Annotated in this window: 10 protein-coding genes; 9 read left to right on the forward strand and 1 reads right to left on the reverse strand. The window is 39.8% G+C overall.

From position 1 onward, the window contains the following. Window positions 1-3: 3 nt before the first annotated feature. From ACFS6H_RS13320 to ACFS6H_RS13340, 5 genes are all read left to right on the forward strand, one after another. Window positions 4-7,539, forward strand: a complete 7,536-nt coding sequence (locus ACFS6H_RS13320) for a hypothetical protein (protein ID WP_386099552.1) — start codon at window positions 4-6, stop codon at window positions 7,537-7,539. Window positions 7,540-7,556: 17 nt separating this feature from the next. Beyond that, window positions 7,557-8,438 carry a hypothetical protein gene (locus ACFS6H_RS13325; protein ID WP_386099555.1) on the forward strand — a complete coding sequence of 294 codons (882 nt, stop codon included), beginning with the start codon at window positions 7,557-7,559 and terminating at the stop codon, window positions 8,436-8,438. 74 nt (window positions 8,439-8,512) lie between these two features. Beyond that, a complete protein-coding gene (locus tag ACFS6H_RS13330) occupies window positions 8,513-16,588 on the forward strand; it encodes an RHS repeat domain-containing protein (RefSeq protein ID WP_386099558.1) in 8,076 nt (2,691 codons plus the stop codon). Continuing rightward, complete coding sequence (locus ACFS6H_RS13335; RefSeq protein ID WP_386099561.1) at window positions 16,585-17,067, forward strand: hypothetical protein; 483 nt, start codon at window positions 16,585-16,587, stop codon at window positions 17,065-17,067. The genes ACFS6H_RS13330 and ACFS6H_RS13335 overlap by 4 nt, the downstream gene beginning before the upstream one ends. A 1,265-nt stretch (window positions 17,068-18,332) precedes the next feature. Then, window positions 18,333-18,626: a hypothetical protein gene (locus ACFS6H_RS13340; protein WP_386099564.1), complete on the forward strand. Its 294-nt coding sequence runs from the start codon at window positions 18,333-18,335 to the stop codon at window positions 18,624-18,626. A 111-nt stretch (window positions 18,627-18,737) separates the two neighbouring features. Here the strand turns inward: ACFS6H_RS13340 and ACFS6H_RS13345 are convergent, their stop codons facing one another. Beyond that, window positions 18,738-19,937, reverse strand: a complete 1,200-nt coding sequence (locus tag ACFS6H_RS13345) for a serine hydrolase domain-containing protein (protein ID WP_386099566.1) — start codon at window positions 19,935-19,937, stop codon at window positions 18,738-18,740. 235 nt (window positions 19,938-20,172) lie between these two features. Between ACFS6H_RS13345 and ACFS6H_RS13350 the strand changes: the two genes are divergently transcribed. From ACFS6H_RS13350 to ACFS6H_RS13365, 4 genes are all read left to right on the forward strand, one after another. After that, window positions 20,173-20,415, forward strand: coding sequence for a hypothetical protein (locus ACFS6H_RS13350; RefSeq protein WP_386099569.1), 243 nt, complete (start codon window positions 20,173-20,175; stop codon window positions 20,413-20,415). A 395-nt stretch (window positions 20,416-20,810) separates the two neighbouring features. Next, on the forward strand, window positions 20,811-24,155 hold the full coding sequence (locus tag ACFS6H_RS13355; protein ID WP_386099572.1) for a SusC/RagA family TonB-linked outer membrane protein: 3,345 nt from the start codon (window positions 20,811-20,813) through the stop codon (window positions 24,153-24,155). Between the two features lie 23 nt (window positions 24,156-24,178). Further along, window positions 24,179-25,621 carry a RagB/SusD family nutrient uptake outer membrane protein gene (locus ACFS6H_RS13360; RefSeq protein WP_386099575.1) on the forward strand — a complete coding sequence of 481 codons (1,443 nt, stop codon included), beginning with the start codon at window positions 24,179-24,181 and terminating at the stop codon, window positions 25,619-25,621. A 44-nt stretch (window positions 25,622-25,665) separates the two neighbouring features. Then, window positions 25,666-26,523 (forward strand): substrate import-associated zinc metallohydrolase lipoprotein, encoded by an 858-nt coding sequence (locus ACFS6H_RS13365; protein ID WP_386099578.1) that lies wholly within the window; start codon window positions 25,666-25,668, stop codon window positions 26,521-26,523. Window positions 26,524-26,539 lie beyond the last annotated feature (16 nt).

Here is a 26,539-nt window from a genome sequence, read left to right on the forward strand (position 1 = left end):
ATTATGATTCAAAGATTAGCTTCCTGTTATACTAAACCGATAGCCATTTGGTTGTTTATTGTTTTTTATTTGAATTGTATTAGCCCTTTGTATGCAAGTGCAAAGACTAATCTTGAAGATAGGATGTTTTTATCCTATATAAGCCAGCAGAAAAAAGTTCTGTTAGGGGGGAGTCAACCCGTTTTTTTTGGGGAGGAGAATAAGATAATGAAAGGCATAAGGCCTTACTCGTCAAATATAAACGATCAGGTATTGAATAGGAACGATAAAACTTTTTTTATCGGTGGCCCTACCCAACCTGAAATGAGTTCTTTTAAATCGGCGGGTACGAGCAATATGGTAAATTTATTTACCGGTGATTTTAGTTATAATATACCGCTGTTGGATGTAGACGGTTATCCTGTTAATATTTTTTACAATAGCGGTATTGGTATGGAGCAGGAAGCCAGTTGGGTTGGACTTGGTTGGAATATTAATCCAGGAACAATCACAAGAAATATGCGAGGCGTACCTGACGATTTTAATGGCAGTGAACAAATGGTTCAGGAACAGGCAATCAAAGAAAATAATACCTGGGGAGGAAAACTGGGAAGTGATGTGGAGGTGATTGGTATAAAAAACTTGTTAGGTCTTTCTATTGGAAACGAATTTGGAGTTTCAATTAATAATTATCTAGGTCCTGAAATTGAATTGGGATTAAGCGCTGGTGTTAGTTTTAAGTTGGCAAACTTAGCTGGATCGGACAAAACAGTAAATAATGCAACTCTACAGACAAGATTAGGCGCTTCTGCTAGTCTTAGTTCCAGGAATGGTTTAACAATAAATCCTAATATTTCTCTGTCTTCAAGGATTTCTAGTGCAGTGGGTACGTATAATGCTGGTGTTGGTGTCACTACTAGCTATAATTCTCGTACTGGGATTAAAAGCTTGCAATTATATGAGCAAACTTCAATGAGTTATAGTACAAGAAAAGAAGTGGCCGGTGTGGCTCCAGATGGAAAGCCATACAGCTTTATTGATACAAAAGAAAAAGGCGGGTTTTCAAATGCTCTGAGAGGGACTTCTATCAGTTTTAATAAGCCTTCTTATGTACCCGCTATCAGGATGCCTATAACCAATTCGGCATGGGCCACTCAATTTGAAATGGGATTAGGAATGTTTGGTATTACAGGGTCTGGACGTATTGAGGTTTATAGGCAAAAATCAGAAATTGCTGCTTCGGATCGCGTACAACGTAAACCAATGGTAGGTTATATGTATGCGCATAAAGCAATGGGGAACAGAGATGCAATTATGGATTTTTCTAGATTTAATGATAAAGAGGTAACTCCGAAGACTCCTGTTATTTCGGTTCCTCAATACGCTTATGATGTTTTTACAATCAGTGGAGAAGGAACTGGAGGAACAATTCGTGCATATCGGACAGATCATGGGTATGTAAGAGATAATAAAACCAGGTCAAAAGATAATAGTTTTAGCCTTGGGGTTGATATTGCTGTGCCTGGTCACGTTGGAGCTAATTTTAATATGGTTAAAACTCCTGCTACGTCCGGGGATTGGGAAGATGGAAATTTGTTGAGGGTAGCTAATGCATTTAAAGATGATGGGGATTTATTAAATGAGCGAGTTTATTTTAAAAACCCAGGAGAGATAAGTGTAATTGATGCTGGACAGTTTAATAAAATTGGAGGGTTGGATCTTGTTCGTTATAAGTTGGGCGGGGATGCTGCAAAACCTGTTGTTTTGCCAGTATTGGAGCGTTTTCATGAAGATGGCAGGGACAAAGGGTTAGTAGATATGCCGGCAGTGGTTCAGGTGGATGAGAGAAAAAAAAGAACACAGGTTATTAATGTGTTGACTGCCGAAGAAGCAACCGTAACTGGTTTAGAACAGTATCTGAAGAGTTATTCGCCTACACCTACAGATGCAAACTTAGCAGGTGATACTTTAGCTTATACGGTGAAATCCAGGATGGAAGATGAGGTCGGTAAAAAGCCGCATCATATTTCTGAGATTGATGTATTGGAGACCGATGGTAAAAGATATGTTTATGGTTTGCCTGTATACAATATTGTTCAGAAGGACTATGTGTTTACCGTGTCTGGTGCCGCTGATGAGAATGATTTGGTAAATGTTACGGAAGCAGAATCTTTCTATAACAGGGGTTTTCCTGATAACCGGGATGGGTATGTGCTGAATTCAATAACACCTGCTTATGCACATTCGTTTCTTTTAACAGGATTAATGTCGCCTGATTATGTTGATGTTACCGGAAATGGGATATCAGAAGATGATTTAGGTACTGCTGTAAAATATAATTATACTAAAAGTGAATCTACATATAAATGGCGTACACCATATTCTGTAACAGGAGTTAAAGGTCATTTTAATGGAGGTAAGCTTACCGAGGAAAAAGATGATAAAGCTTTGGTGAGTTATGGGGAAAGAGAATCCTGGTATTTACATTCTATTGAAAGTAAAACAATGTTGGCTCTGTTTACAATAGAAAACAGAAATGATGCAAAGGGGGTTTTAAGTGAGTTTGAGGGGATAAATGCCAGTGATAATTCTAATAAAAGATTGAAAAAAATTGATCTGTATAATAAATCTGACATTCGTAAAAATGGATTAGCCAATGCAAAGCCTGTTAAAACTGTTTGGTTTGAGTATGATTATTCTTTATGTTCAAATGCACCAGGTTATGCGGGTGATGTAGGTCCGCATATGGGTAAGTTGACTCTAAAAGAAATTTATTTTACTTATAACGGACAAACAAGAGCTAGCAAAAATAAGTATGTATTTCAATATGATAACTCACCGGGATATCAAGTAAATGCAACAGATCGCTGGGGTAATTATAAGCCTAAATCTCAGAATCCCCAGGGACTTAAGAATAGTATACATCCATATGCCAAACAAGAGCAGGTAGCTGCTAATGAAAATGCCAGCGCATGGAATTTAAGCAAGATATTATTACCCTCGGGTGGCCAGTTAGAGGTGGATTATGAAAGTGACGATTATGCTTTTGTTCAGGATCGAAGGGCGACCGTGATGATGCCTATCTCGAACTTTGGAAGGGATAATATAAAAACAGCTAACAGGTTGTACGACCTGCCTTCAAGATTTAAGGTTGATGACAATGATAAAGTTTACCTGACTGTACCTGTGGCTTGTGCAAATGCAAACGAAGTGTATCAAAAATATCTTTTGGGAATAGAACAGTTAGCTTTTAAGTTAGCGGTACATATGCCTAAAGGGTTAGAATATATTACTATGTATGCTTACATAGAATCATTTGGAATAGGTGATGATAATAATACTATTTGGATACAGTTGAAAAAAGTAGATGGATATAGCCCGTTATCTTTAACTGCTATTGAGCATTTAAGAGAACATTTACCGGGCCAGGCATTTAAAAGTTATGAGTCGTCACCGACAGATAGCAAATTTGCACAACTTCTTTCTACGATTAATGGCATGTTACAAGAAATGGATGGTGCTTTTGAAAACCCTGTAAAGTTTTTGCGCGGAGAAGGCAAGGCGCAGACAGTAGATCTTTCCAGGTCTTTTGTCAGATTAAATAATCCTACAGGCATTAAATATGGTGGTGGACATAGGGTAAAAGCAATCAGGTTAAAAGATAATTGGAAAGCAATGACGAATCAGTATACTTCTGTGTATGGACAGAAATATGAGTATACAACCACAGAAGTATTTAATGGTATAACAAGAACTATTAGTAGTGGTGTCGCTTCCTATGAGCCTTCAATCGGTGGTGAAGAGAATCCTTTTCAGGAGATGCTGCAGATTGCTAATCGTATACCATTAGGACCAGCTAGCTATGAATCAATTGAAATGCCGGTACTAGATGCTTTTTTCCCTTCACCCCTGGTAGGGTATAGTAAAGTGACTGTTAGGTCAATAAAAAGCGGGCAGTTGTCTCCAAGAAATGAGCAAAAAACAAGATCAGGAACAGGCAGGCAAGTGACTGAGTTTTTTACTGCGAAAGATTTTCCTGTAAAGTATAGCTATACGAATATTGACCCCACAAGTGATATGCAAAAGCATGAAGCTTCAAAATTTGAATTTTTCCAGAAATGGTCATTTGATAGCCGGGCTATCAGTCAGGGATTTAAAGTGGAAATAAATGATATGCACGGAAAAATGAAATCTCAGAGTACTTATGGGGATGTAGACGCCGAAACAAGGATTAGTTATACGGAGAATTATTATAGAAATACCGGCGAAAAAGGATTTGATGAAAAATTTGATTTTGTGTATAAGGATTTGGGCGGAGAAATTATGCCCGGGAATCTGGGGATAGAGGTTGAGTTGATGACAGATACACGCCAGTTTTCTGTGAATAGCAATAGTTTAAATATTCAGGCACAGGTAGATTGGATGTTGCCTGGACCTTTCCCTTTCTGGATGCCTTTTATCTGGCCTGTAGTGGCAAGCAGTGAAAACCATTATCGTGCTGTAACTGTTGCTAAAGTTATTAATTATCATAGTATATTGGATAGTACTGTTGTAATAGATAAAGGAAGCGCTATCAGAAGTCGTAACATCATCTTTGATTCAGAGACGGGTGGCGTTATCGTAACCAGGACAAACAATGCTTTTGAAAAACCTGTATATCAAACGAACTATCCGGCATGGTGGGCGTATAGCGGTATGGGACTGGCTTATAAAAATATTAATGGCGTTTTTAGAAATGTAACTCTAACTGAAGGTAAAATTACAGATGGAATTGAAGCCCATAAATTAAAAGATTATTTCGAAAGTGGCGATGAATTATTAATATCCGGAGGGGAGACGCCTCTTTCTGCATGTTCAGAAAACTTTTTGCCTTCAGGATCTAACCGTATTTGGGTGATGGATAAAAATAAAAACACAAGTTCTTTAAGTAATGTAACCCCTGATTTTATATTTATAGATGAAAAAGGGGTGCCATATTCAAGAAATAATGTAAGTATTAAAATTGTCAGAAGTGGTAAAAGAAATATTTTAACCGCCCCTTTGGCAGATTTTACTTCACTTTCTAGTCCGGAATCCTTGGTTAACGAAACGCGTAAATTGACCTTTGATTATGCGCTGAATAAAAAGGTTTTATCAGCTAGTGCGGTTGTATACAGAGAAAAATGGCAGGTGGATAGGGATATAATTAAAAAGTTTGTTGAAGTAGATGTTCCGGCGAAGCCACAAGGTGATAATATTATTGTTAATGGTGATTTTTCCAACGGCAATACAGGCTTTAGTTCAGATTACTCCTATTATCCAAGTAATTATACAACTGGTGGGGAAGGCCGCTATTCGATAAGAACTTCCAGCGGGGGATGGTTTTCGGGCGTATCTAGTTGTAATGATCACACATCAGGTTCTGGTAATATGTTGGTAGCTAATGGTCATCTTGTGACAGGCAGAGCTGTTTGGCGTCAAACAGTCGCAGTTGAGCCAAATAAAGAATATGAATTGTTATTATATGCTCAGTCGGTTAATACCAGCAATTCCCCTAAGCTAAGGGTGTCAATCAATGGTGTACAGGTTGGCCCGCTTCTTACTCTTGGAAATAGCGCTTGTTTCTGGAATTTTTTAACAGGACGTTGGTTATCCGGAAATGCTACCACTGCTCAAATTGAAATTTATAATACAACACTTATAGCGGCCGGCAATGATTTTGCCATTGATGATATATCATTTTACTCTCTTGCTGAGCCTGCTTGTAAAAAAGAAGAAGTGGAGGATTGTAATGGCTATTTTGAGAAATCCATTAATCCCTACAGAAAAGGATTATTGGGGAATTTCAGAGCAAACAGAAATATGGTTTTTTATGGGGACAGAATACAAACACAGACAACCATAGCTTCGGCTACTAAATTGTCTACCGATGGCGCCTTAAAAGAATTTGTTTCTTTCTGGAATTTTAATAGCTATCATAATTTAATTCCTTCCACTAGTTATAAATGGGTCTGGAATAATGAAATTACCCGCATCAATTCTCATGGTATGGAGTTGGAAACAAAAAATGCGTTAGGTATTTATACATCTGCTCAATACGGATATGCTAAAAATATACCTATGGCAATTACAAATAATTCGAGGTTTGAGCACCAGTTGTATGAAAGTTTTGAAGATGTTGCGTATACGGAATCTATTAATAATGCTACTGGTATTTATTGTCCTGATTATAGAAACTCTCTTTTTGATAAAGCCGCAATCACTTTTGCAGAAACTGCCGGAATTAAAGCACATTCGGGAAAAAATGTGTTCAAGTTGAATCCCTCCGTATCTTATAATAAAACTATTGGTATAAGGCATAATCCTGCCGACTTTGCATTGGAATATGAAACCAATACTGCCAGTACATTGGTGAATATAGGCGGCAATATTACCGGAACACAAGTCATACCTTCGAGTTTAACTCCATATCCGGCACCGTATATTGATGGGGTAGAAGGAATGTCAATGCATTTAGGCCATATCTCTTTGCCTGCGACATATGCCGGTGTTTCTCCCTATTATCCAAGCCAATACATTTATGCTGCCTCGGGCACCTATAACGTAAATGGAGAACAGTATATCAAAATAAGTAAAGACGATATTTATTCTTTCGAATTGGAAATTAATAATCAAATCGGGCATAACATATCATATTTAGAGACATCTTTTATGCCCGAAGACTTTGCTGTAAGTGCTATCTGGGACATCGATCTCGGATATGGTGCTACGGTGAATCAAAATATAGACGCAGGATTTACTATCTATGATGCGGATATGAATATAGTTCCTGCTAATCTATCTTATATGCGTACGGAAGGTCATCTGGCGAAATTTTATGGACGAGTATGTTTGAAGCCCGGTATATATAAGGTAAAGTCTAGTGTACAGAATTTTGCAAGTCAAAGTATGGTTACTTCATCAATGGGGCCTTATGTTGGAGACATGCCTCCCGCGATTATAAAACTAAAATTACCTTTCACTGATCCGCTTCCTGTGTTTAAAAACCTGACTGCCAGTACTTGTACTTATGATAAGCCAATTGAGGGAAAAGATGAAATGTTGAATGCAAATTTTGCTATACCCTTAGGGGAGAAAATGTTGTTTAGTGCTTGGGTAAATGCGCAGGACTTTGGAGAAATTAGAGTGGAGATTTATTCTGATGATCCAAGTGCTGATATTGTAGAAATTTATCCAGATGGACCCTCTATTGACGGGTGGAAAAAAATCGAGGGAATATTTACTATACCAACAGGTGCTACACAGATTTATTTTTCTGTATTAAATTCCCACCACGAACCTGGTTATTTAGATGATATACGCATTCATCCGTTCAATGCTAATATGACAACTTATGTTTACGATCCGGTGAACTTAAGATTGACCGCTCAGTTAGATGCTAATAATTACGCCACCTATTTTGAATACGATGAAGAAGGTGGGTTAGTGAGGAAAAAATTGGAAACAATTGAAGGTGTGAAAACAATAGAAGAAACGAGAAGCGCAAAGCAAAAAAATATCACTACAATTCAAAATCAATAGAAATAAGATTATAGTATATGAAAAATATAAAAAATAAGACCCAAGCTTTTTCTCTGTTGCCAGGCAAGAAACTAAAATGTTATTTAGTCTTTTGTTTTCAATTTCTTGGTATTTATGGGATGGCTCAACAAGTTGATTCTTTGAAATTGTACAAAGACTTTCTTTCTGTTTGTACACAATATCAGGTTGCTCCATTGCAATTACGCATAACTTATAACACCCAGACAAATTTAGTTGTGAATGCACACGATACCTCGACGGTGACAGGTTATTTCCAGCTTTCGCAAAATGGAGATGCCTATATGCGTTTTGGTGAAATGGAACAATTGGTGACTGATACACTGGCTTTTTGGATAAATCATACACTCAAACAGGTAATAGTGGATAGGAATGTTACAGATGCCAGGAACCGAATTAAAATGTATACAGGAGGATTTTCATCCGATTCATCTATAAAGAATCTGGTAACCATGTTTTCGGCCAATCATTCAGTTATAAATAGTAAATCACTTGAAAAACTGGAAATATTGTCCAGGGAGAAATTAGCATATACAGATCAATCGAAAAGAAGTATAAATGTTTTATATAATAGCCAGACAGCTGAACCGATTGAAATAACAACTGTTAGGAGAACGCTTATCCCCATTGCTCAGGAAGATAGTGCTGCATTTCTTAACAAGTATGGGCGACATGGCGCTACGGTTTCTATACCGAAAGTTGGACTTTGTTTTGTGAGAGAATACAAAGGAGTATATACTTATCAGGATATTGGGCATAAGGCCGGATTGTCTATGCCTTTAAAGTTGTCTGATTATCTGGTGAAAAATAACAGCGGAAGTTTTGTACTGGTACCCGGTAAGAGTAATTATACATTAAAAGACATGGATCTTACCGATTGATAAAAGAGTCCTTATGATGGTTCATGTCACTTCTGAAAATTAGATATTTAATCTTTATTTTTTAAAATTGGCTTATGTATAAAAGCTATATTCAGCATATCGGTATTTTTTTTAAGTCGAATAATTTATTTAAAGGCTTAAACAATATTATCTGTTTTTTCTTTTTTTCTTTTATAGCTCTGGCAGATATCGCTGTTGGACAAAATACTGTGCTAAAAGATGGTGGGGTACAAACTGTTGTTAAAAAGACAATGTTTGGACCTACTGCAGTGCCTAGTTCAGATATAGTTGCCTGGGGGAGTGGTGCCAGTTTATCAAATATCCCGGTAAGACAAACAGAGTATTCAAGAAAGTTTAAAAATATTATTAGTTTTTTTATAGCAGAGGAGAATACGATTGATTATTTAAATGATTTTGTGGCGAGTGTTGATCTGGTTATTAATTATAAAGCATCTCAGTCGGATGTAGCATACAAAACTTTCACAAAAACGCTAACCATCGATTATAAAAAAGGAGAAGGACAGTTATCTGATGTGCGTCAATATATTCATTTTGAAGGGGCTGAGAATGTTGAGGTAGTTGTAACTCCTAATTTTCCTTCAGGTGGGCCGGATTACAGGAATATTCTGGTGCTTACCAATGAAATTCAGGTTACAAGATATTTTACGCTTAGTAATACGCCTTTTACTTTTTTACACCCGCTAAATGTCCCTTCAGCATCTTCAACCCTTCCTTCCGGAAGTGATGTATTAAATGTAGCCTGGAGTTTTCCTTCCAATCCTGGTAATAGCGCTATTCAGTTGGAGTGGTCATGGTTGGAGAATGAACTGGAATCTAATTATCATATTGGAGGCTCCTTTACAACAGGAAGCAAAGAAAAGTTATTGTCAAGTGGCGCTACCCGCGTTGAGCTTGGCAATGCTGTAACTAACTACAGTATTCCCATGTTGTATGACGGCGACGGGAAGATACACTACAGGGTACGGGGGATTAACATGTTATATGATGGCTCCAGGTTATTTGGCCCCTGGTCAACAATTCAATCGATAAGTTTTGGAGGACATGCTAACGATCTAAACTGGCAGGCTACCAATGTGTTTGCGGAAGAAGGAAAACATAAAACCGTTATTCAGTATTTTGATGGTTCTTTCCGTGGCAGACAGACTGTTACACGTGATAATACCACACAGCTGACCGTTACAGCAGAAACATTATATGATAGGGAAGGGCGGCCCGCTGTGCAGGTTTTGGCTGCTCCCGGAATTAATAATGTGATTGCATACCGGGCAAACCTGAATAAATTTAATAGCCCTGATGGCGGCCCGATACAAACAGATAATGAAGATCATTCATTGTTTTTTGACTATCAGACAACTGTTGGCCCCAATACTCCTTCACTGCAAACAAATGAAGGAAGTGCATCGGCTTATTATAGTCCTGCCAATCCTGATAAATCAGGAGTTAATAAATACATTCCAGATGCTGAAGGGTATCCTTACTCGCTTACCCGTTACACACAGGATGGCACCGGCAGAATTGCCGCCCAAAGTAGTGTTGGCGCACCCCTGCAGATGGGAAGTGGAAAAGAGATGAAATTTTTTTATGGAGCTCCAACCCAGGAAGAATTGGATGCTTTGTTCGGAACTGAAGTCGGAGATAGAAGTCACTATTTTAAAAATATGGTGAAAGATGCAAATGGGCAAATGACTGTTAGTTATGTAGATAATTTGGGAAGGACAATAGCAACAGCATTGGCAGGTGGTCCTCCTTCAGGTCTTAACTCTTTGAATGTAACTGATAATAATGATTATTTTAATCAGTATCATACAAGTTCGGTAACGTTTAATTTATTAGACGCAAATACCAACAGGGTAAAAGGAAATGTGATTGAATCTGTTTCTACATTATTGGTGCCGGCCAGTACTAATTATGAATTTACTTATACATTAACACCTGGGTCATTAGAAGTTAATACATGTGAACTTGGCGGGCAAGGAAGTATCTCTTCGCCTATTTGCTATGAATGCTTGTATGACTTAGAATTTAGTATTTTTGATGAATCTGGTAGTGCTACAGTCCCGGTAATGGTAAAGAAATTTAGTAACCTTAGTGTTACACCGGATTATGAATGCTCAACCCCTGCGCGGTTATTTCAGGATAGTGCCAACCTTTCTTCCGGGCGCCCCTCGGCTATCAGTTTCTCAGAACTTTTACTTGCTGGTTCTTACAGTGTAAGAAAAACACTTTCTTTAAGTGAAAAGTCAATGCAGGCCTTTACAGAAGATTTCCTTACTAAAGGTGTGTGTACATTAAGTCTTGATTTGTTGATTGATTCAGTATTCCAGGAATTAAAACAGGTGACCGATTGTGACGCTCCTCCACTGTCTCCTGAAGCTTCGTTAGCGGCTTCATGTACAAGTTGTATTGCAGATTTAGGAACACCAAGCACTTTTCAAACGACTTATCTTCAGCGAATTGGTTATACAGAACCAGGAGAATTACCTGATTATTTAAAAGCTGAAATTGAAACTGCGTATAAAAATGCAGAAGCCGTGTGTAATCTGATGTGCGGTGAAACAGCGCTTCAAACAGTTAATAAACGGCAGCTTATGCTGGCCGACATGATGCCCTTTACCGGTCAATATGCAAAAAGTGAAGTGGGTACTGGTACGATGTCGAGGAAGTATAATATTTTTTCGACTTATTCTGCCACTCCGCCGTTTTATAAAAATCCGCGAAAGCTTAACGGTGACCCCGGTGGCTTTTATTTAGATATAAGAGGTGAAAAAGATCTGCTTATTCATACAACCCCCGCAATACTTAACGATATGAGTGTTGAGGAATTTGAGTTTCGCTTTCAAAATGAATGGGCCGCTTCTTTATTGCCTTATCATCCTGAATATCAGCGGTTGCTTTTTGTAGAGGAAAACATGGAAGAAAGTTATATCTGGGCAAATAAATTTTTTAGAACACGGCTTTATAATGATGCAAGTACTGAAGGGTATTTATTTGAGAATGCTACACAGTTAGCCGCTAAGGACGATTTTTTTGCTATTCCAACGGCTGCTGATGAAAAAAATATAATGGAGGGGTGGCTGACTACTGAGTACAAAGGAGGTTTAAATCTGTGGCAGTTCGCTTATTTCCAGGCTATTTGCACCCGTTTACCTATGGGAGCATCTTGTTTCAAACCTTCCGGCCCATCTGCTTTTTCTTCTTTGCCTGCGGCTGATCGGGATTCAGTGTGGAAAAAATTTAAGGGTTTATATCTTCAGGCCAGAATTGAGCTAATGGACCGTTATATAGTTAGAATGAGGCCGCTGCCGGCAAGCGATGAAAATGATCTGGTGGCCCAGCATTTTATACTTCGCTTTCCAAGAGATCATCAGCAACAGGTTACACAGTATGGTAATAATTCCGAGGATCCTGATGGATGGAATTTCTGGCCTTCAACCCCTTCTCCGGATGGAAGGCCTAATTTGCCTCCTGATTGGGATACACCGGCTGCTATGCAACAAGAATATACGGAACGATGCCAGGGGTATATTACCCAATGGAAAAACTCGCTGTTACAATGTCCGCAATTGGCCGGTCATCCGGATAAGAATACTATTATTACTTCCATCACAAGCCAAATGGTAGAAGTTTGCAGAAAAGGTAGTAATGAAGCTAATCCTTATGGCGCTTCTACAGTTGCGCCTGCCACACCGGTTGATGCTTCTCCCCGCAGTTTTGAGGAAATTATTAATCAGGTTTTTACAACTTATGGTATAGCGAAAACCGATGTGTGTAATCCATTTGTGATTGAATATCCAAAACCTTATGGTGCGGGAAGACCTGTTATAGGACCGGTTGTTACGGCTATTGATAGTTGTAATTGCAGCCGTTTTAATACTATAAAAAGTGAAGCCGTTATTGCAGGTAAGAACCCGAATGAGTTAAATTCGTTAAATGAGTATTTAAGCCAGCAATATGGTGATACCTTAACAACAGGTTTATTTGCAGCGCTAAACAGGTGTAACGAAATAGGTACCCAATATACGATCAATTGTGAACAGCAATATACAGAAGTATACTACGAATGTCATCTCCCCGGACCGGTTTGTGATCTTCCATTTAATGCAAGGGCGGCAGGTGTAGATACAACCATGGTTTTAAAAATGGATGGAAATGGTAAGGTTTCCCTTGTAGAACAGCCTTGTGATGGGCCGGGTGGGCCGATAGGAGAAATTGATCCTGATCCCTGGAATCCCGGTGGTGGTGGTAACTGTTGTAACGGGATGGTTTGGGATTCTTATCTTGGTACATGTGTATGGCCTCCTATGTGTGGTCCAAACGAAGTGTATAATTATAATACAGGTATGTGCGTTCCTGTTGTTCCCTGTGAAATAGGGTATGAATATGTGCCCGGAGTGGGATGTGTACCTATTGCCGAGCCTCTTTGTAGTGGTCTTTGCCCGGACGGAATGTTGTGTGATACTGTTACTGTAGACCGGGTATACCTGACTGCGGGAGAACCCATGCCGGCATTTATGCAATGTGGATATACCAATGTGGACAAATGCCTTACCTGCAGCCAGGTAAAAAACTTAATTGATGAATATAAGTCAATTTTTCCTGCCTTGCCCTATAATGTGGCGCCGGTATTAGATGCAGATAATTTAGATATTGACCAGGTGCAATACAATAAATCATTTGCACGGTTTATGAATTTCCGAACCGGCTTTAGTTATACCTGGTCAGATTATCTGCAGGCCATTCAAATAGCAGGATGTGAGGTAACGGCTGGTGGTTCGCAGGTGGTAATTTGTCAAAAGGATAAGCCGTTAACAGATGCAGGAGATAGGTTTTCCTTGGAGGACCCCTGCCAGCAAACTTATGAAAAAGCAGTAGCTATTGCCACCCAGCTATATAAATTCCGTTTGCAATGGATGAGAGTAAATTTTGAAAAAAGATACCGCGAAAAATGCCTGGATGCAGGTAAGGATGAAACTTTTACAGTAAAGTTTATTCCACAGGAATATCATTATACTTTATACTATTATGACCAGGCAGGAAATTTGGTAAAAACAGTACCGCCTGCCGGTGTAAAGCCGGATTATAGCACGGAATACCTGGCTGATGTAAAATTAAAACGACAAACCGTTGGAGAGAGAGTTCCTGAACACAATTTACTAACCCAATACAGGTACAATAGTTTAAACCAGGTGGTAGCCCAAATAAGCCCGGATGCAGGGATCAGCGAATTTTGGTACGATAAACTGGCAAGACTGGTGGTAAGTCAGAGTGCCGTGCAACGTGTAAACGATAAGTATAGCTATACGTTATACGACGAGCTGGGTCGTATAAAAGAAATAGGGCAAAAGCAACATCTTTATGATATAATGACCCAGGGTACAAGCCAGGACCCTGTTGAACTGGATGCCTGGATAAACAGTTCGGGTACAAGGGACCAGCTTACACAAACTGTATATGACCAGGATTATACACTTACTATTGCTGATCCGGCCCTCAGTGGTAAAATAATGCAACGGAATTTACGCAATCGTGTAAGTTATAGCCTGGTGAAAAACTTCAGCACAGATACCTGGTACACTCATGCCACTTTTTATACTTATGATATTCATGGCAACGTAGATAAATTATTGCAGGATTTCAGGGGCGTGGTAGGATTACCAGCTACCAGCCGTTTTAAGCAGGTGACTTATGACTATGATTTAATAAGCAGTAAGGTGCGAATGGTCGCTTATCAAGCCGGTGAGGCAGATGCTTTTTATCACCGCTATAGTTATGATTTGGATGATCGTATTATGAAGCTGGAAACCAGCCGTGATAAAGTATACTGGGAACAGGATGCAGCTTATAATTATTATAAACATGGAGCACTGTCAAGAATTGTCTTAGGACAACAATTGGTACAGGGTAATGATTATGCCTATACCCTGCAAGGCTGGCTTAAAGGTGTGAACAGCAGTAACCTTACAACTGGAACTGATATGGGTGGTGACGGGCATACAGTTGCACCGAATAATGTGGTAGCCAGAGATGTATTGGGTTATACGCTTAATTATTATGATAACGGCACTAACCTGGATTATAGGCCTATTGGTTCATCTACAGCTTTTGCCCAGGTAAATACTTTAGGAGGGGATTTGAAATCATTGTATAATGGTAATATTGCGGCCATAACGGTTAATAATAAAGCTCTTGTGAAAGGTGGATCGGGTATTAATGCAATTTCACTACTTTACAATTACGGTTACGACCAGTTAAACCGCTTGGTAAGTATGCGGGCTTTTAACGGATTAAATGTTAGTACTAATACCTGGGCCCCCTCGCTGTTGAACGATTACCAGGAAAATATTACTTATGATCCCAATGGTAATATAAAAAATTATGTGCGTAATGGAGCGCCTTCAGTTGGCAAGCCGGTAACGATGGATAATCTTGGGTATAATTATAATGCCGGTACCAATCAGTTAAATTATGTAACTGATAATGTAAGTGTAACCAATTATACGGAAGATATTGACGGGCAAAGTGCCGATAATTATGAATATGACGAAAGTGGTAACTTAATTAAAGATGTCAGCGAGAATATCAGTAGTATTAACTGGACGGTTTATGGGAAAATAGCAGATATTACCAAGAGTGGCAACACAACCAGTTATATTTATGATGCTGCCGGTAACCGGATTGCCAAAACCGTATCAGGGAAAACAACATTGTATGTACGGGATGGTAGTGGTAACGTAATGAGTATATATGAAATACCATCAGTGAACACGGTTACTCAAAAAGAGATACATTTGTATGGTGCTAACAGGTTTGGTATGGCATTACCTGAAAGCCGAGCCTCAAGCAGCCTGGATCTTGCAAGTGGTTTTGGAAAAGCTGTAACTAGAACACTGGTAAGAGGTGAAAAAATATTTGAATTGAGTAACCATTTGGGAAATGTGCTGGCAACAATCAGCGACAAAAAAATTCAGGTGGCCAAATCCAGTCCTAATCAACATCAAATTGATTATTATGAAACAGATGTGGTGTCTGCTACCGATTATGCTCCTTTTGGAATGCAACTAGTTGGAAGAGTCTATGCTGCTCCCAGTGGTAAATACCGGTATGGTTTTCATGGAAAGGAAAATGATAATGAAATAAAGGGAGACGGTAATCAGCAGGATTATGGAATGCGTGTATATGATAATAGATTAGGCCGGTTTTTATCAGTAGATCCGCTGGCACACGAATATCATGATTTATCACCTTTTCATTTTGCAGGAGCTAATCCCATAAAAAATGTCGATTTGGATGGAGGGGAACCCAAAGACTACAGAAAGAATCTGGTATTTATGAATATGAGTACGGTTGGTAAAAGTCTGGGAAAAGGTTACAATGAATACAATAAATACGATGGGGTTGCTTATGTGGAAGCTGTATATGATAAGGTTACCAGTAAATATTGGTTTATACACAGGCAAGGAGGAAGAAATTACTACTGGAAGCATAACCCAGGTGCTGATCAAATGGTTAGACTTGTATCAGATGTTCCTGGCAAATCAAATGGTCACTGGGCTCCATATACTTCAGCCGAGGACTTACGTGCCAAAACTGGGCAAGATCTTGCTAAGGGATTGGCCACATTTTGGTCTGTTACATTGGGAGGTACTTTAGCTTTTGGCCCTGCTTTTATACATGCAGTTGCAGTAGCTTTCGTTGAAGACGCACTTGGTGTTCCGTTGATCAATAGCCCGGATGATATTGTAAGAACTCAACAGAAAACAAGTGTTAAGAAAGTATTGACTAAATCTGATTTGTTTGAAGATTTTTCAAAAAGAATGGGAAGCAGCGTAGATAACCTCGCTGGCAAAATGGATATATCGGATGACGGAACTTTATATCTATCAATAGATGCTATTTTAAAGAAGCTAGATGGTCCCTCCAATGATACATTCAAAAAGCTTACAGAAATAGCAGAACAAATGGGGAAAGAACAAGGTGCTCATAGTGTTCAGATAAATTTTAATCTTGTAGTAAATCATAGACTGGCAAACGATCCGACATGGGCGCAAGAATACGGGTATTATTTTACTAAACAAGTTGACAGTAATTTTGGTTATATAACTGTCACATGGGATAAAAGTATAGAATGATGGTAGAACAATTTAGAAATGCTGTTTTAAGTGTTACTCTTAAGGCCATTGACAAAGAACCTGATAGTTGGACTACATTTAATGATGCTTTACATACAAGAATAATAAAAGGAGCATATTTATCGGATGAGGTTGAGTTAAAATCTAGTGAATTGCCAATATTAGAGTGTCGCTTAGCGAATAGTTATTTATTAATAACGACGGAACGGGTGATCAGTATTTTAAATACTGTATATAAAGAGATGTATATTAACGAAGTTGAAAAGTTTTTAAATGATTACGAAGCACTTAATTATGCAAAAAAAAATGGCCAATATCCGGGAACTAACAGGGTTGCCATCAGAAGGATAGATGGTGCCGTTCTTGAATACATAATTGATTCTCATCATGCTGCGTTCTTTTCAAAGATTTTAATCTATAATATCTTTTCGTATAAGACTAAAGGTTATTGGTATTTAGATCCGGCTAAAAAAAAATAATTATCCAATTGTTGGTAGTCTTCTGAGATGGTATGTAAATTTCAGTTGTCTGTAGTGGTCTAAAAAAATAGGACTAAAACAACATGAGGCCATCCAACTGACCTCTTTTATACCTGTTATGATAAAACAACTACCATCTGTCGCGAGTCTTCTGTAAGGAGACTCGTGACAAATATTCCTGCCCTGATTGCATCAGGGGTTAGGCATTCTTTTTATCATTAGTAAAAGGTTTCTAACTATACAAAGCTAGTAACTTTCATAGCTATTCTGTCCCCGGTTGTCATTAGTTGAGTTAATGAAGTAAACTAAAAACAGCAAATGTTATTCTTTGTTTGTAACAAAACATCTGTTTTTCGAAAACCAGGCTTAATGCCTGGTTTTTTACATTTGATGCAATAGATAATTTGATTTGTGTAGTTGGGGTGTGCAGGCTGTGAGGTTTTTGTGATTTAGTTTTGTCATTTGTTGCAAACGAATGACAGCTTTCCTTTTTTTGTATTGGTTTGTCTTTAATGAGACTACGAATAACGAAGACAAGTAAATTTTTTCGTTTGGGAGAGGTGATTTATAATGGAGGGAATAATACAATAACTGGATGGGCTCATCATGCAGCTGTAATAAAAGGAGGGAGCATTTATGATGCAATGACAGGCGCAAGTGGAATGTTACTTTCTGATTATAAAAAAATGTTTGTACATGAAGTCGATATAAATTTTGATATAGTACCAGATATTACACCCCATCTGTCGCGAGTCTTCTGTAAGGAGACTCGTGACGAATATTCCTGCCCTGATTGCATCAGGGTTAGGCATGCTTTTTATCATTAGCAAAAGATTTCTAACTATACAAAGCTAGTAACTTCATAGCTATTCTGTCCCCAGTTGTCTTTAGTTGAGTTAATGAAGTAAACTAAAAATAGGAAACGTTATCCTTTGTTTGTAACAAAACATCTGTTTTTCGAAAACCAGGCTTAATGCCTGGTTTTTTATATTTGATGCAATAGATAATTAGATTTGTGTAGTAGTGGTGTGCAGACTGTGAGTTTTTTGTGATTTAGTTTTGTCATTTGTTGCAAACGAATGGCAGTTTTGCTTTCTTTATATTGTTTTGTGTTTAATGAGACTACCAATAACGAGTAATAACTTCGACGAGTATTTTTATATTCAATATTGCTTAATTTTTAAGAGGTGGGTCTTGTGAGAAATCATCAGTAATTTTACCATCAGGAAAAGATCGAATAAGGTTTAACACAAAAACACCTGCAAATGGAACAGAATAATGAAAGTGGTGCCTTTGAAATAGATGATTATACTTTTTGGGAGAATCCCGAAAAGCATGCTTTGGTTCGAGATAGAATGAATAATACCGATTTTTTTGGCATATATACTGTAGATCCTATTTTATTAATGAAGCTGTGTGATGATTTTGATTATGCGTTGAGGCTATCATACAAAATGTTAGAAAATGGAGTTAGGGTGTTTAATAACTTCCAGGATCTGTTTGAATGGTATAGTAATAGAAATAACACGAATATTACTTCTAATTCCGGTTGTTTTTAAGTGAGCCTTGAATTAACGCTTATTGAATAGTGTCCTAGGTTGCTCGTAGTGTTCTAGAACAATAGCAGCATTATGCTTTGTTTTTTGCCAAGGCATAATATTACCCCTATACTATTTACTTTTCACTCCATCATAAGGTATATACCCCTGCCATTTCCAGGGTATACAATTATCGCCGATGATTGTTTCTATTAATTCCTGGAAGATCTTTTCTCCATTCTCGCTATTGGCCATGATAATGATGGAAATACCTTTTTCGGGGAAGTTGATATTATAATTACGCCAGGCACCCCCATTGCCTTCTTTAAAAAAAGCCTTGCCATAAGGACATTGCATCACACCCCAGCCAAGTCCGTAGGATAACTGAATACCATCGTTCTCGGTAGTAGTAGTTTCCGTGATAGGAGGAAATTGCGTTACGGAATGAATACGGATCTGTGGCGCCAACATGGTGTTGTATGATTTTTTACTTAGCCCTTTTTGCTGCATTACGTTTTCAATAAAACGGGCATAGTCCGCAATGGTAGTGACCAGCGAGCCGCCGGCAACTGGCTCCGTGCGTTTTCGCTTCATATCAATATCGCCATTGTCCATATGGCCTACGGCTACATTATCATCGCCAAAGGATTCGTGCCAGATATAACCGGTGCGGTGCATGCCAAAGGGTTTGAATATTTTTTCTTCGGCCAATTGGTCTATATTTTTTTTCGTGATCTCTTCTATCACTAATTGTAATAGTTTAAAGCCTTCGCCGGAGTACGCATATTTGCTGCCGGGCTTGAAATAAATTTTAATTACCCCGGCGGAATCCCAGGCACTGGTAATTGGGTCAAACCAGCGTACATTGGGCAGGCCGGTGGTATGGCTCAGGCACATACGCCCGGTGATGAGTTTCCAGCGGTCATCATTTTTAAGATCGGAGAAGTAAGGGTAGTCGGGTATCGGCTTTGCCAGGTATTGATACAGTGGTTTATCCAGGTCGATTATTTTTTCCTCCACCAGTTTCATCACCAGGTAGCCAAAAACGGCTTTGCTGTAGGATGCGCCGTAGACGATAGTTGCCGTATCCAGCAGGGTGTTTTGCGGCTTGTTTTTATAACCATAGGTTTTAACGAATACGGTTTTGTTGTTGTTGAGTACGGCCAGCCCCAGGCCCTGTACATTGGCCGCGGCCATTACTTTATTAACGGTTCGGTCAATATCGGCAACAGTGATGGTACTACCATCCAGTCTTTTAATGGTATTTGTTTGTGCGGTTAAACGGCTTGTAATAAGTACAAACATTAACAGGCAAAGGTATTTGAGGGACATAGGTTTTGTTTAACCAAATATAGTTTTTTGTTGCCATGATAAACATGACTTTTATTTTACAGCTCAGGCCCTGCTGATAAGCGGAGGGAACGGTGCAGTGTGCGACGCAACGAAAGCCCGGAGAAGTACTACAGCCGGGACCTAAAAATACAGGTATGTTTACCTGCTGTTGCACCGGTGAAGGAATTTAATTCCGGCATTCTGATTACCTTAGCTTTGTTATACATACCCCAACATGGAACATAGCTTTGAACTACCGGTTACCTATAAAAATGCCGAACTATTATTACCCGGCCGGCTGGTAGCATTTACCTACAGCTATAAATTTTATATTATGGTGAATGATATAGAATTGATTTTTGAACGCGATGATAACGGCGCTTTCCGGGTGGTTAAACAGGAGAATATGCCTGTTAATTACCACGATATCGACAGGGGATTAATAGCCGCCATTATTGATGTATTGGATAATCTTTGATCCAGGTCTTACTCCGGCCTGGCTACTTTAGCAGCATTTACCCGATTAGTAACAAAAGTTTGTTAGTATAACTTTTTTCTGTCCGTTTACCTGCAGCTATACTCCTGCTCCCCGTTTTTATACAAGAAAATATTATTCTTAACTAATTATTTTTCATTTAGTTAGGATTCGTATGAAAATAATTTAAAAAATATTTCGAAAAATCCACGTGTGAAATAGAAGCAAATGACTCAATGTATAATTACGTACCGTTTCGTATAGGAAAGCGGCTGCGTACTTAACCGAACGACTTATTATTTTATAAAAAAACAAGCTTATGAGCCAGGACAACTGCTGTTACAAACCCGTGCGCCACTATAACCCTCTACGCAAATTTTAAACCCCATATAACAATTATGTATTTTGTTTTCAAAACTGCCTGCTGCAGACGACTGGCTGCCTGTCTGCTGCTGTTTTTTTCATTCTCCATTACCTTACTCGCCCAAACCAATGAGAAGATCACGGTATGGGGTAAGGTAATATCCGATTCAGCCGATCTTCCCCTGGCCACCGTATCTGTTACGGTTAAAGGCACCAGCAAAGGAACGGTAACCAATGAAGCGGGAGCTTTTGAGTTAAAAGACGTGGACAAAAACAGCCGTATCGTTTTTTCGCTGATCGGTTATGAATCAAAAGAAATGGCCGCTTCAGAAATTGCCAATGGTCAATCCATTAAACTGAATGTATACGCCGCCAGCCTGGAAGGAGTGGTGGTGACCGGCTTCCAGAAGATCGATAAGAAAAAATTCACCGGCTCTGTGGTACAGGTGGATAAGGAACTGATCAACCGCGCCGGTTATATGGACGTATCCAAAATGTTACAGGGTACCGCGGCGGGTGTGAGTGTACAAAACCCATCGGGTACTTTTGGTGCTACACCTAAGATCCGTATCCGTGGTAATGCCTCTATCAGCGCCAACCAGGAACCTTTATATGTATTGAACGGTGTACCTATCAGTGCCCCTGCCAACGTTTCTGTTAGCCAGCTGTACTCCGGCGACCCCGCCAGTTTATTAAGCTCGGTTATCGCAGGCCTGAATGCGAATGATATTGAAGACATCTCCATCTTAAAAGACGGTTCGGCAACTGCCTTGTACGGTACAAGGGCTGCCAATGGTATCGTTTCTATTACCACCAAAAAAGGATCGAAAGGTACCCTGGCTATTAATTTAAGTTCTGCCGTTTCAGTAGGTTTAAAACCAGATATTACCAGGTTTAACTTAATGAACTCCAGCCAGCAGATTGACCTGGCATATGACCTGTATAACTACGGTTACCTGTCGGTACTGAACTATCCTTCCGGTACAGGTGCTTTTACCGACCCTTTTTTCCGTTATGCTGAAAATAAAATAAGCAAAGAACAATTTAACAGGGAAGTGTATGACGCCAAGTATGCCAACACCAACTGGTTCGATGTTTTATTTAAGAATAACGTATTACAGGAGCACTCCCTGTCGCTTTCCGGCGGCGGTGATAAAGCTACCTATTATTTGTCGGGCAGTTTTGCCGGTGATAACGGCGCTGCTGTGGGTTATAACAATAAACGTTATACCACCGATATGCGCACCATCTTCAATGTGAGCAGTAAATTCCTGGTAGATGTGGATATTACGGCTAATTTCCGTAACCAAATGACACCCGGCGCTTTTAACAGCACGGTTACCAATGGTGCGATAACCCGTCCTTTTGAGACCAACCCGTCCATCTATGCTACTACTACCAGCCGCGCTATGAGTCCTTACAACAGCGACGGCTCTTATAAATATTACAGGCGTAACTATGCTCCCTTCAATATCATGGAGGAGCTGAAAGAGAACTTTACCAAATTAGATAACCAGAGTATCTCTATTGTGGTAAAACCCTCTTATAAACTTACCAAACAATTAACCCTGGAAACAGTAATGTCATTCAGGAGAAATACCTCGCAGGTAGATCACGTGATGACAGAATATTCGAATGTAGCTGAAGCCTACCGTGCCAGTTATAATGATGTGATCCGTGGTTTAAACCCGTACCTGTTTAAAGATGTTACCAACCCTAACTCCATACCGGAGACCATCTTACCACGTGGTGGTATTTTAGATGTGTTTAAGAACTCAGGTACTGAGTTGTACGGAAGGTTTACATTAGATTATAAGGTGAATTTTACCGACAGGCATCGGGTGAATTTATTTGGTGGTTTTGACGCGAGGTCCGGCACCAATGCTACTTCCAACGTCAGAGGCTATGGTTATATGTACTATGGTGGCAAAATCATTTCCCCCAGCCAGCTGGCCATGACCAGGGCTATCCAGACCGATGAGCGTTATTATAACGAGGACGCGATCGAGGAAAGAGCTGTGGGTGGATTTGTGAACGGCCAGTATACCTTTAACAACAAGTACAACTTTGACTTTACCTTACGTGCAGATGCCAGTAACGTATTTGGTTCTTCTGTACGTTCCAAGTATTTACCTAACTACAACGTAGGTGTATCCTGGAACGTGGATCGTGAAGAGTTCTTCAGGAAACTGGATAAGAAAAATGTGATCGATCACCTGACTTTACGTGCCAGTTATGCGCTTCGTGGTAATGCTTACCAGACTTCCCCCATGTTAAATGCCCGCTTCTACAATGCTATCCGTATTGATGATGTGAACAGCGAAATAGGTATACGTGTAGCTTCTCCGGAATTATACAGCCTGGCCTGGGAGAAAGACTATATCACCAATATCGGCCTGGACATGTCATTCCTGAACCGTTTTAGTGTAATTGCAGAATACTATTCCCGTAAAAACCAGGACCTGATCGCCCCCAGCAGTATGCCTTTGGAAGAAGGGTTTACCACCAAAGTGATCAACTGGGCTTCTATGTCCAACAAAGGATTTGACTTTACTTTTAATGTATCCAATATCCTGAATTCCAAAAAATTCAGGTGGGGTGCAGGCCTGATCTACAGTTATGTGAAAAACGAAATGGTGGGTGGTGTATTACAATCGCCATTATTAACCAATGTAACCAAACCTGACGGGTATGGTAAAATTGGTAACCCGCTGTACGGTTTATATGCCTATAATTTTGCAGGTCTTGATGCCAATGGCCAGCCATTGTTCTCTTATGGTACCGGTAAAGGTGCACGTACCACAAACGGTATCTTATTATCAAATACCAACGATTCCCTGGTTTCTTATATGGGCCCACGTGAACCAACCACTACCGGCTCTATCAGTAACACATTCGGTTACGGTCCTTTTGAGTTAAGGATCTTCTTTACCTACAGTTATGGTAATAAAGTATTCCGCTCGCCCATGGTACAACGTAACTACGCCGATAACCTGGCAGTAGCACAGGATATTGATGCCCGCTGGCGTTCAAGCGGTGACGAATTGATCACCAATGTACCGGGCCTGGTGTCCAGTATTCAGGCCGCTTACTTATCTTCGGCTGGTATTCAGAACGAATTTGCCTATAACAGGAGCACTGCCATGGTGGTAAATGCAAATGTGTTACGTTTGAACGAGGTGATGCTTTCTTACGAAGTAAGCCCTAAAGCGTTACAGCGTATCGGGGTGATCAAAAGCGTAAGGGTTATGGCTTCTGCCAACAATATCTATTATTGGGCTGATAAGCGCTTAAGAGGTGTGGATCCTGAAACACTGATCACCGGGGTAAGCTTACCTAACCCTAAAAGTTATTCGCTGAGATTAATTGCACAATTCTAAAAAACTTAATGAGCTACAGAAACATGAAAACAAGATATAAAATATTGGCGTTATCACTGGTGGTCCTGGTTTTCTCGGGCTGTAAAAAATTCCTGGATAAGTCCTATGATAACAGGATCAGCCCTACGCTTACCGAACATTTTGCCCAGCTGATGACCGATGGTTACCCGTTAAGGCATGAATTGTTTACGGATATCCTTACCGACGATTACCAGTACTATGCCACACTGGCGCAGGCTTCTATCAATGACCGTTTCCTGCCGATGTACCTGTATAAGGACGAATATCCGCAGAACATACCCACAGGCCCTGAAAATGCCTATGCCGAGTTTTATTCCAAAATTTACAGGGCCAACCTGGTAATTGAAGGTGTATTAAAATCGGAAAGAGGCAGCGATTCGTATAAAGCAGCCGTAATGGGTGAGGCCCTGATGGTAAGAGCTTACTGCCATTTCTTACTGGTTAATTTATTTGGCCAGCATTATGATAAAGCAACAGCGGCTACCGACCTGGGTGTGGGCATTGTTACCACAGTGAGCAAAGAAAACCAGGTACTGGTAAAACGCAGTACCGTACAGCAGGTGTATGAACAGATTGAGAAGGATGCTATTTCCGGCCTTGATTATATGAAAAAGGGTGAGGCCGATCTGTCAAAAAATCCTTACCATTTTTCACTGGCCAGCGCCAACGCGTTTATGACCAGGGTAAAATTGTATAAAGGCGAATGGGAAGAAGCGGTTAAATATGCCGATGAGGTAATTAAGATCAAAGGCCGTACAACCCGTAACCTGGCTGCTGATCTCGCATTGATCTCCCAGTTCAGCAGGGAATATTATGCTACCATGTATATGGATCCTCCCTCACATCCGAATATCCTGTTAAGCAGTTATTCCACTAACCTGAGTGTGTTAACGCCTACCGGCTATACTTTATGCGGCTTTTTCCCAACGGATCAGTTAAGAGGTACTTTTACCAATACTGACCGTCGCAGAACTTTATTGATCGCCGTGGGTACGGTAATTGATAACCAGGTTGTAGCTACCAAATACAATACACAGCCTAACAACCCCAACAGCTTTGTAAGAACAGCACATTTTACTACCGATGAAGTATTGTTAAACAGGGCCGAAGCCGTGTTACGCAGCACTGCCGGTACAGTAGAAGATGCCCTGGCTGATGTAAATGTTTTCAGGGCTGCCAGGTATACCACTTATACACCCATTGCAGCGGCCGATGTTACCAAAGAACAATTACTGGCCATTGTAATGGACGAGAGAAGGAAGGAGTTTTTAAATGAAGGACTCAGGTGGTTTGATGTAAAAAGGTTGAAAATAAAAGTGGAGCATGTATTGGGAAGAGGATTACCGGTAGCGGCTACCTTAGAAGCAACCGATCTTAAAAAAGCTTTACAGATCCCGTTAACAGAACAATTAGGTAATCCCGGTATCCAGTTAAATCCGCGATAACACCTTACTGTTTAAAAATAAACTGAACCTTTAATAAAATGTATATGAAAAAAAATATTTATGGCTTAACCGGCTTTGTGCTGGCAATGGCAATAGTGGTATTTGTTAGTTGTACCAAAGAAGACAAACTGGTGAAAGAAGAGCCGGTTGATTTTTTAGAGTTACCGCAGAATGCCGTTAAAAACGGCCTGGATTCTCTGATTGATACCATCCAGCGGGATTACGGGGTAAAAGTGTATTACCAGTTTACGCCCCGTGTAATTGATCCTACTACCTTCTTTACGCCTACCAGTTATGACCGGGCGGTAAGTTATACCAATATCATGATCAATAAATTATGGTTAGGGCCTTTAAAACAGCGGTTCCCTAAATTCTGGGCCAACGAAAAGCCTATCGAGTTCTTAATTGTGGGCAGTGCTATTAAATTTAACAGCATCTCTTCCGGCGGTGCGGCTGGTGCCGGTTTAAATGGCCAGTTCTACCGTTTAGGTATGGGTGCTGTGGATAATTTAAGCTTTACCAATAAAACATCTTTAAGGTCGCATATAACAACCCTTTACCACGAACATGCGCACCAGATGGACCATAAATACGGAAGGGGATATGCTTACGACCGTGTTTCGCAGGGCAACTATTATGGTATTGCCTATAGCAGCAAAACTACTGCGCAGGCCCAGGCGGATGGTTTCTTTGAACCTTACGGAGGTTATGCTCCTGAAGAAGATTTTGCTACCACTGTGGGCGCCTGTCTTACGTTTACAAAGGATTCGGTGCTGCGTATTGTAGCTAAAAATCCAAAGCTGAAAACCAAGTACGAGATGATCTACCAGAAATACCTGAATATGGGTATGGACCTGCATGATATGAAAACTTATTTAGACTCTGCAGTTGCCAGGTTATAAGGTCGGGTATAAAAAA

This window comes from Terrimonas rubra (genome assembly GCF_042686025.1).
In the GTDB taxonomy this organism is placed as follows: Bacteria; Bacteroidota; Bacteroidia; order Chitinophagales; family Chitinophagaceae; genus Terrimonas; species Terrimonas rubra.